At 64.4% G+C, this 6,222-nt stretch carries 7 protein-coding genes; 5 read left to right on the top strand and 2 right to left on the bottom strand.

The genetic code is table 11. From position 1 onward, the window contains the following. Window positions 1-141 precede the first annotated feature (141 nt). The 4 genes from fcl to XH80_RS15705 are packed head-to-tail and all read left to right on the top strand — an operon-like array spanning window position 142 to window position 3,179. Entirely contained in the window at window positions 142-1,101 is a 960-nt protein-coding gene (gene fcl / locus XH80_RS15690) for a GDP-L-fucose synthase (protein ID WP_271599331.1), read from the top strand. Between the two features lie 58 nt (window positions 1,102-1,159). After that, the gene (locus XH80_RS15695; RefSeq protein WP_271599332.1) at window positions 1,160-1,612 is read left to right on the top strand and encodes a DUF2231 domain-containing protein; all 453 of its coding nucleotides are present in this window, start codon (window positions 1,160-1,162) and stop codon (window positions 1,610-1,612) included. Next, window positions 1,609-2,946, top strand: coding sequence for a PQQ-dependent sugar dehydrogenase (locus tag XH80_RS15700; protein ID WP_271599333.1), 1,338 nt, complete (start codon window positions 1,609-1,611; stop codon window positions 2,944-2,946). Before XH80_RS15695 ends, XH80_RS15700 begins: the two co-directional genes overlap by 4 nt. Before the next feature lie 29 nt (window positions 2,947-2,975). Continuing rightward, on the top strand, window positions 2,976-3,179 hold the full coding sequence (locus XH80_RS15705; protein ID WP_220006908.1) for a hypothetical protein: 204 nt from the start codon (window positions 2,976-2,978) through the stop codon (window positions 3,177-3,179). A gap of 5 nt (window positions 3,180-3,184) precedes the next feature. Here XH80_RS15705 and XH80_RS15710 read toward each other — a convergent pair whose 3' ends face one another. Together XH80_RS15710 and XH80_RS15715 are read right to left on the bottom strand one after the other, a co-directional pair. Further along, window positions 3,185-4,120: a sugar kinase gene (locus XH80_RS15710; RefSeq protein WP_271599334.1), complete on the bottom strand. Its 936-nt coding sequence runs from the start codon at window positions 4,118-4,120 to the stop codon at window positions 3,185-3,187. Continuing rightward, complete coding sequence (locus tag XH80_RS15715) at window positions 4,104-5,147, bottom strand: SPFH domain-containing protein (RefSeq protein WP_271599335.1); 1,044 nt, start codon at window positions 5,145-5,147, stop codon at window positions 4,104-4,106. The genes XH80_RS15710 and XH80_RS15715 overlap by 17 nt, the downstream gene beginning before the upstream one ends. Before the next feature lie 102 nt (window positions 5,148-5,249). Here XH80_RS15715 and XH80_RS15720 point away from each other — a divergent pair, with 102 nt between their 5' ends. After that, window positions 5,250-5,978: an NUDIX hydrolase gene (locus tag XH80_RS15720; RefSeq protein ID WP_271599336.1), complete on the top strand. Its 729-nt coding sequence runs from the start codon at window positions 5,250-5,252 to the stop codon at window positions 5,976-5,978. Window positions 5,979-6,222: the final 244 nt, after the last annotated feature.

Consider the following 6,222-nt stretch of genomic DNA (forward strand, 5'->3'; position numbering starts at 1 on the left):
ATGGCCTTGTGGCTGGAATCCTCGGAAAAAGAACGGTTTAGCGCCATAGTGGGTTGACCCCGGCGAGCGATATGTCAGAGAAGGACGGGTTTTCGGCGGGAGCTGGAAGCAAGTCCGGTCGGGCATTTTGGGACATCGCGAATGGCAAGCGTACCGTTTGAGCTGAAGGGCAAGAGCGTCTACGTCGCCGGCCATCGCGGCATGGTCGGCAGCGCGCTGCTACGCCGGCTGGCGCGGGAGGACGTCAAGCTCGTGACCGTTGACCGGCGCGAGGTCGATCTCTGCAACCAGGCCCAAGTGTTCGACTGGTTCGCGCGCGTGCGGCCGCAGGTCGTCTTCCTCGCCGCGGCCAAGGTTGGCGGCATCGTCGCCAACAACACGCTGCGCGCCGAGTTCATCTACGACAACATCGCGATCGCCGCGAACGTGATCCAGGCCGCGCATGCGAATGGCGCGGAGAAGTTGATGTTCCTGGGCTCGTCCTGCATCTATCCAAAACTGGCAGCCCAGCCGCTGCGCGAGGATGCCGTGCTCACCGGTCCGCTGGAGCCGACCAACGAACCCTATGCCATCGCCAAGATCGCCGGCATCAAGATGGCCGAGGCCTATCGCAGCCAATATGGCAGCGACTTCATCAGCGTGATGCCGACCAACCTCTACGGCCCCGGCGACAATTATCATCCTGAATTGAGCCACGTCGTCGCGGCGCTGATCCGCCGCTTCCATGAGGCGAAAGAATCTGGCGCCAGGAGCGTCGTCGTCTGGGGCACGGGGACGCCGCGGCGCGAGTTCCTCTATGTCGACGACATGGCGGATGCCTGCGTGCATCTGATGAAGACCTATTCGGGCAGCGACCTCATCAACATCGGCACCGGCGAGGATATCGCCATCGCCGAGTTCGCGCGCGTGGTCGCGGAGATCGTCGGCTATCGCGGCGAGATTTCCTACGATACCTCGCGGCCCGACGGCACGCCGCGCAAGCTGCTCGACGTCAGCAGGCTCGACAAGCTCGGCTGGCGCGCGACGACCTCGCTTCGCGAGGGCTTGAAGCGCGCCTACGAGGCGTATCGGGCGACCCTGCTGGTTCCGACGCAGCCATAGGAACCATCACCGCAAGCACGAGTTGGGCGCACGGGCAGGGCGACATACGAGACCTACCGTGCAAGATATCGTGCCCGTGCGCTCCACTGCGCAAATCGCGGGTCACCCCATTCATCCGATGCTGGTGCCGATCCCGATCGTGTGCTTCATCGGCGCGTTGCTGACCGACATCGCCTATCTCGTCTCCGCCGAGATCATGTGGGCGGATTTCTCCGCCTGGCTTCTGCTCGTCGGCGTCGTCTTTGGTGTGCTGGCTGCGATCGCCGGCCTGACCGATTTCCTCGGCAACCGCCTTGTGCGGGCGCAGACGCCGGCCTGGCCGCATCTGATCGGCAACGCCGTGGTTCTGATCCTCGCGATCATCAATGCGCTGATACACACGCGTGATGCCTGGAGCTCGGTATGGCCATGGGGGCTGGTGCTTTCGGTGCTCACCGTGCTGATCCTGCCTGTTACCGGCTGGCTCGGCTGGGCCATGGTGTATCGCCACGGTGTCGGAGTTGCGCCATGATGTCTTTGCAAACGCGCGCGCTGCTATGCGCTTCGCTTCTCGCTCTTCTCGCCGGCTGCAATGACGGGAGCGGCGATCCCAAGGCGCAGATCGGCGCCAATCCTGTGCTGCCCGACATCCGGCAATATCTGCTGCCGCCGATGCACATCGCCCGCATCATCGGCTGGAAGAAGGACGAGACGCCTGATGTTGCGCAGGGCTTGCAGGTCAAGGCGGTCGCGACCGGCCTGCAGCACCCGCGCTCAATCTACGTGCTGCCCAATGGCGACGTGCTGGTGGTGGAATCCAAGGCGCCGAAGGCCGCCGCGATCAAGCGGCCCAAGGAGATCGTGATGGGCTATATCGAGTCCTGGGCGACCTCCGGCGGCGATACCGGACCCAGCAATCGCATCACGCTGCTGCGCGATACCAATGGCGACGGCGTACCGGATACGCAGAGCGTCTTCCTCGATCATCTCAATTCGCCGTTCGGCGTCGCCCTGGTCGGCAACGAGCTCTACGTAGCCAACACCGACGCGATCGTGAAATATCCCTACGCCGAGGGCGACACCAAGATCACCAAGCCGGGCACGGTGCTGACGCCGTTGCCGGGCGGCCCGATCGACCATCATTGGACCAAGAGCCTGGTCGCAAGCGCTGATGGCTCAAGGCTCTATGTCGGCGTCGGCTCCAACAGCAACATCACCGAGAACGGGATGGAGGCCGAGCACAATCGCGCCGACATTCTCGAGGTCGACCGCGCCAGCGGCCGCTGGCGGATCTTTGCCAGTGGCCTGCGCAATCCCAACGGTCTCAGCTTCGAGCCGCAGACCGGCGCGCTGTGGACCGTGGTGAACGAGCGCGATGAGCTCGGGCCCGATCTCGTGCCTGACTACATGACCTCGGTGAAGGACGGCGCCTTCTATGGCTGGCCCTACAGCTATTACGGCCAGCACGTCGATCCCCGCGTCAAGCCGCAGCGGCCGGATCTCGTGGAAAAGGCGATCGTGCCCGATTACGCCCTGAGCTCGCATGTCGCACCGCTCGGGCTTGCCTTCTCCACCGGCAACAGCCTGCCGGAGGCCTATCGCGGCGGCGCTTTCGTCGGCGAGCACGGCAGCTGGAACCGGCAGGTGCTGAACGGATACAAGGTTGTCTATGTGCCGTTCACGGACGGCAAGCCGAGCGGGCCGGCGCAGGACGTCGTCACCGGCTTCCTCACCAGCGACAACCAGGCGCGCGGCCGTCCCGTCGGTGTCGCGCTGGACAAGACCGGTGCACTGTTGGTCGCCGACGACAGCGGCAATACGGTCTGGCGGGTGACCGCGGCGCATCCGCAAGTGACGCAGCGATAGGCAAGCCGCGCAATGATAGGAGAGGGATGATGGGCCTTGCCCAATATGCTGTTGTACCGGTGCAAGACGAGTGGGGCGTGCTGCATGACGGCGACGTCAAGAGCAGATACGCCACCAAGGAAGCCGCGTTCGAGTCGGCTGTTGCCGCTGCATCCCTGGCGCTACGTGAGGGCCACGAAGTCCATGTCAGCGTGCCCGGCCGCGAGCCGGGCGAGAACGCGCTCGGAATCTAGCGGCCTCACACGATCAGGCGTCCGCGCCGCCTGGCGATGCCGATCGTGACCTCGGCGCCCGCGTTGAAATCGAGCCGGTCGGCTTCGACACCGTCGCTGAAGATCACGCCGTTCTCCGCCATCAGCGAGCGGATGCGCAATTGCTCTTCGGATGCGAGCCGGCCGCAGACCAGGTTGGTCTCCGAGTGCAGGCTCGGGAACGGCTCGCGCACGGCGAAGCGCAGCTCAGCGGTGTCCCAGGGCAGGGCCTCATAGCCCGTCAGCGAGGGCGACTGACCGAAGCTGCCGGCGATCGCCAGCGAGCCGGTGACGATGCTCTTGAACCACGCGGTCGAGCCGAGCCCGGTCGAGACGATCAGCCCGCTCGAGGATTGCCGCTCCCTCGTCCCGCCGGCCGCGATCTCGTAGATCGCGGAGACATGCGTCCGCGCGCCGATGAAGAGGTCGTTCACCGCATGCAGCACCTGGCCATCGCCGAGCCGGGCCTCCGCCATCGTCACGGCCTGGCTGTCGCGCTTGTCGGCGGCGACATCAGGCAGCAGCTTCGCGAGGTCGCGCGGCGCGAAGGGCAGCAGGATGCCGTCATAGCGCGCGGGATCCGGATTGAGCCCGATCAGCGGATGGTCGTCGAGATATTTCATCGTATTGGCGACGACGCCATCCTGGCCGAGCGCGACCACGATGTCGTCAGGGGCGAAGATGAAGTTCGGAAGGTATGCGCGCTCGATCACCTGATAGCGCCCCCATTGCTCGAGCACCTGAAGTGTCGCGCGCCGCTGCGCCTGGTAGACCTCGTGCTCCCTCTCATAATCGGAGAAATCGGCGCCGAGATGCTCGACATAGAAGCGTGCCTGCGCCGCCGTCAGGTAACGCGCGACCAGGTCTTCCAGCCTGGTCTTGCGCGTCACCAGCACGATCTTGCGATCATTGGCGGCGGGCATTGGCGGCCTCCGGCTTCGGCTTCTCGATCAGCTGGCTGAGCAGGTCGGGCGAGACGTTGAGCTGGCCGATCTTCTCGGCCTTCTCGGCAATGCCGGAAAAGGCCTGCGCGATCAGCTGACCCGGCTGCATGCCGGCGGCGGCGAGCGCCTGGATCACGCGGGTGTCGACGCCCTCGAAGATCTTCATCAGCGCGCCGACGCGATAGGCCTCGGCATCTGCCAGAGTGCGGGTGTTTTCGGCGTTGAGGCCGACGAAATCCTTGCGCTTGCCCTCCAGCACGATATCCGCGGCCATGCCGGCCTCGCGCAGCTCGTTGCGCTTGGCGGCAACGCTCGCCTCGGCATCCATCTGGGTCTCGCGGATCGAGCGCTTCTTCTGCTCGACCGCGATCTCGGTGTCGAGCTCGCTCTCGCGAATGGCGCGCTCCTGCTCGACGGCGAAATTGCGCCGGGCGAAGATCGCTTCGTCCGCGTTCTTCAAAATCGCTTCGCGCGCCTGCGCCTCCAGCGCCTTCGCCGTATCAGGCGTCGGCTTGATGCCGCGGATCGAGACACCGAGGATTTCCAGGCCAAGCGCCTCGATGTCGGCCCGTCCGCGCAGGCCGCCGGCGATGAGCTCAGCGATGCGGTCGGAGGCCTGCAGCGCCTCCTTCAGCGTCAGCTCCTTGATCGCCTGCTGCGCCAGCACCTCGACCGTGCCGAGAATGCGCTCCGGCAGCTTCTCCGGATCGTCGCTCTCATAGGTCTTGCCGTCGGGCTTCAGGGTGAAGTTCAGCATCGAGGCCGCCTTTTTCGGCTCGCTGACGCGATAGGTGATTTGGCCCTGCACGGTCAGGGTCTGAAAGTCGCGCGCGATCTGCTGAAAGATGAAGGAGGCGTCGCGGCTGCCGACCGGCACGGCGACGAGCGTGGTCACCGGAGCATAGTAGAACGCGGAGAGGCCGGTGCCCTCGGCGACAACGGCGCCGGCGCGGTACTTCATCAGATAGGTGGTGGGCTGGGCCTTGATAAACCTTATGCCGAACATGGCCGTCTCCAATGGCTGACTATAAGTTGGTCTGAGCAACTAAGTAAGTTGGACTGTACAACTAACTGTGTTACTGTCAAGGTCCAACGAAGGAGGCTGCCGGTGGCAGGCGAGGATCGGGCCGAAGGCTTTGAAAAATCAGGAGATCTGGACTTCCCGCGGCCGCTGACCACGGTTGACGTCGTGATCTTCTCGATTCGCGACGACCAGCTCCAAGTGTTGCTGGTACGGCGTCCGGCCGGTGAGGGCGAGCCGTTTCCGCAGGCGCTGGCTCTCCCAGGCGGCTTCGTCGACGTTGCGAAGGACCGCGATCTCGCGGCCTGTGCAGCGCGCAAGTTGAAGGAGAAGACCGGAGTCACCGCTCCTTATCTGGAGCAACTCGGAAGCTGGGGGAGCGCCTCGCGCGATCCGCGCGGCTGGTCGGCAACGCACGCCTATTTCGCGCTGATTCCGGAAGAGGCGGGCGCGCTCACGCCAGATGCGCGCTGGTTTCCGATTCAAGGCGGCAGGCTCAAGGAGAAGCTTGCCTTCGATCACGGCGACATCCTGGCCAGCGCGATCCAGCGCCTGCGCAACAAGGTGGAATACACCTCGCTGCCCGCTTACCTGATGCCCGCGGAATTCACGCTGCCCGACTTGCAGCGGGTCTACGAGATCGTGCTTGACCGTCCCTTGGAGAAGAGCGCCTTCCGCACCCGGATCCTGTCGGCCGACATGATCGAGCCGGTCGCGAAAATGCGGCGCGGCCCGAACCGTCCGGCGCAGCTCTATCGCCTGAAGAGGAACAGCAAGCCGGTGTATTTCGTGCGGACCTTCAATCCGCCGGAGTGATGCAGCGTCCGCCCGCTCCGGACGGGCATAACATCATGTTAGGTTTATCGCATAACAGGGTAATTGTGTTAGCGCGGCGAAAGCCTATTATCACGTCACTCAAGCACGTATCGGCAGTGACAAGCGCTGGCGGAAAAGTCCGCACAGCGCGCGGAGAGGGCTGCCCAATTTCTCCAAGAAGCCCGCCAAGGGACGTCAAAAAAACCAGTTTGGAGGACTCCCAGGATGACCGGAATCCATCAGG

Origin of the sequence: Bradyrhizobium sp. CCBAU 45384, from assembly GCF_028128665.1 — a bacterium.
Lineage (GTDB): Bacteria > Pseudomonadota > Alphaproteobacteria > Rhizobiales > Xanthobacteraceae > Bradyrhizobium > Bradyrhizobium manausense.

What these genes read in the sequence shown, in the direction of transcription:
- fcl (WP_271599331.1), top strand. Translation starts at nt 142, where the DNA reads ATGGCAAGCGTACCGTTTGAGCTGAAGGGCAAGAGCGTCTACGTCGCC.
- XH80_RS15700 (WP_271599333.1), top strand. Translation starts at nt 1,609, where the DNA reads ATGATGTCTTTGCAAACGCGCGCGCTGCTATGCGCTTCGCTTCTCGCT.
- XH80_RS15705 (WP_220006908.1), top strand. Translation starts at nt 2,976, where the DNA reads ATGGGCCTTGCCCAATATGCTGTTGTACCGGTGCAAGACGAGTGGGGC.
- XH80_RS15710 (WP_271599334.1), bottom strand. Translation starts at nt 4,120, where the DNA reads ATGCCCGCCGCCAATGATCGCAAGATCGTGCTGGTGACGCGCAAGACC.
- XH80_RS15715 (WP_271599335.1), bottom strand. Translation starts at nt 5,147, where the DNA reads ATGTTCGGCATAAGGTTTATCAAGGCCCAGCCCACCACCTATCTGATG.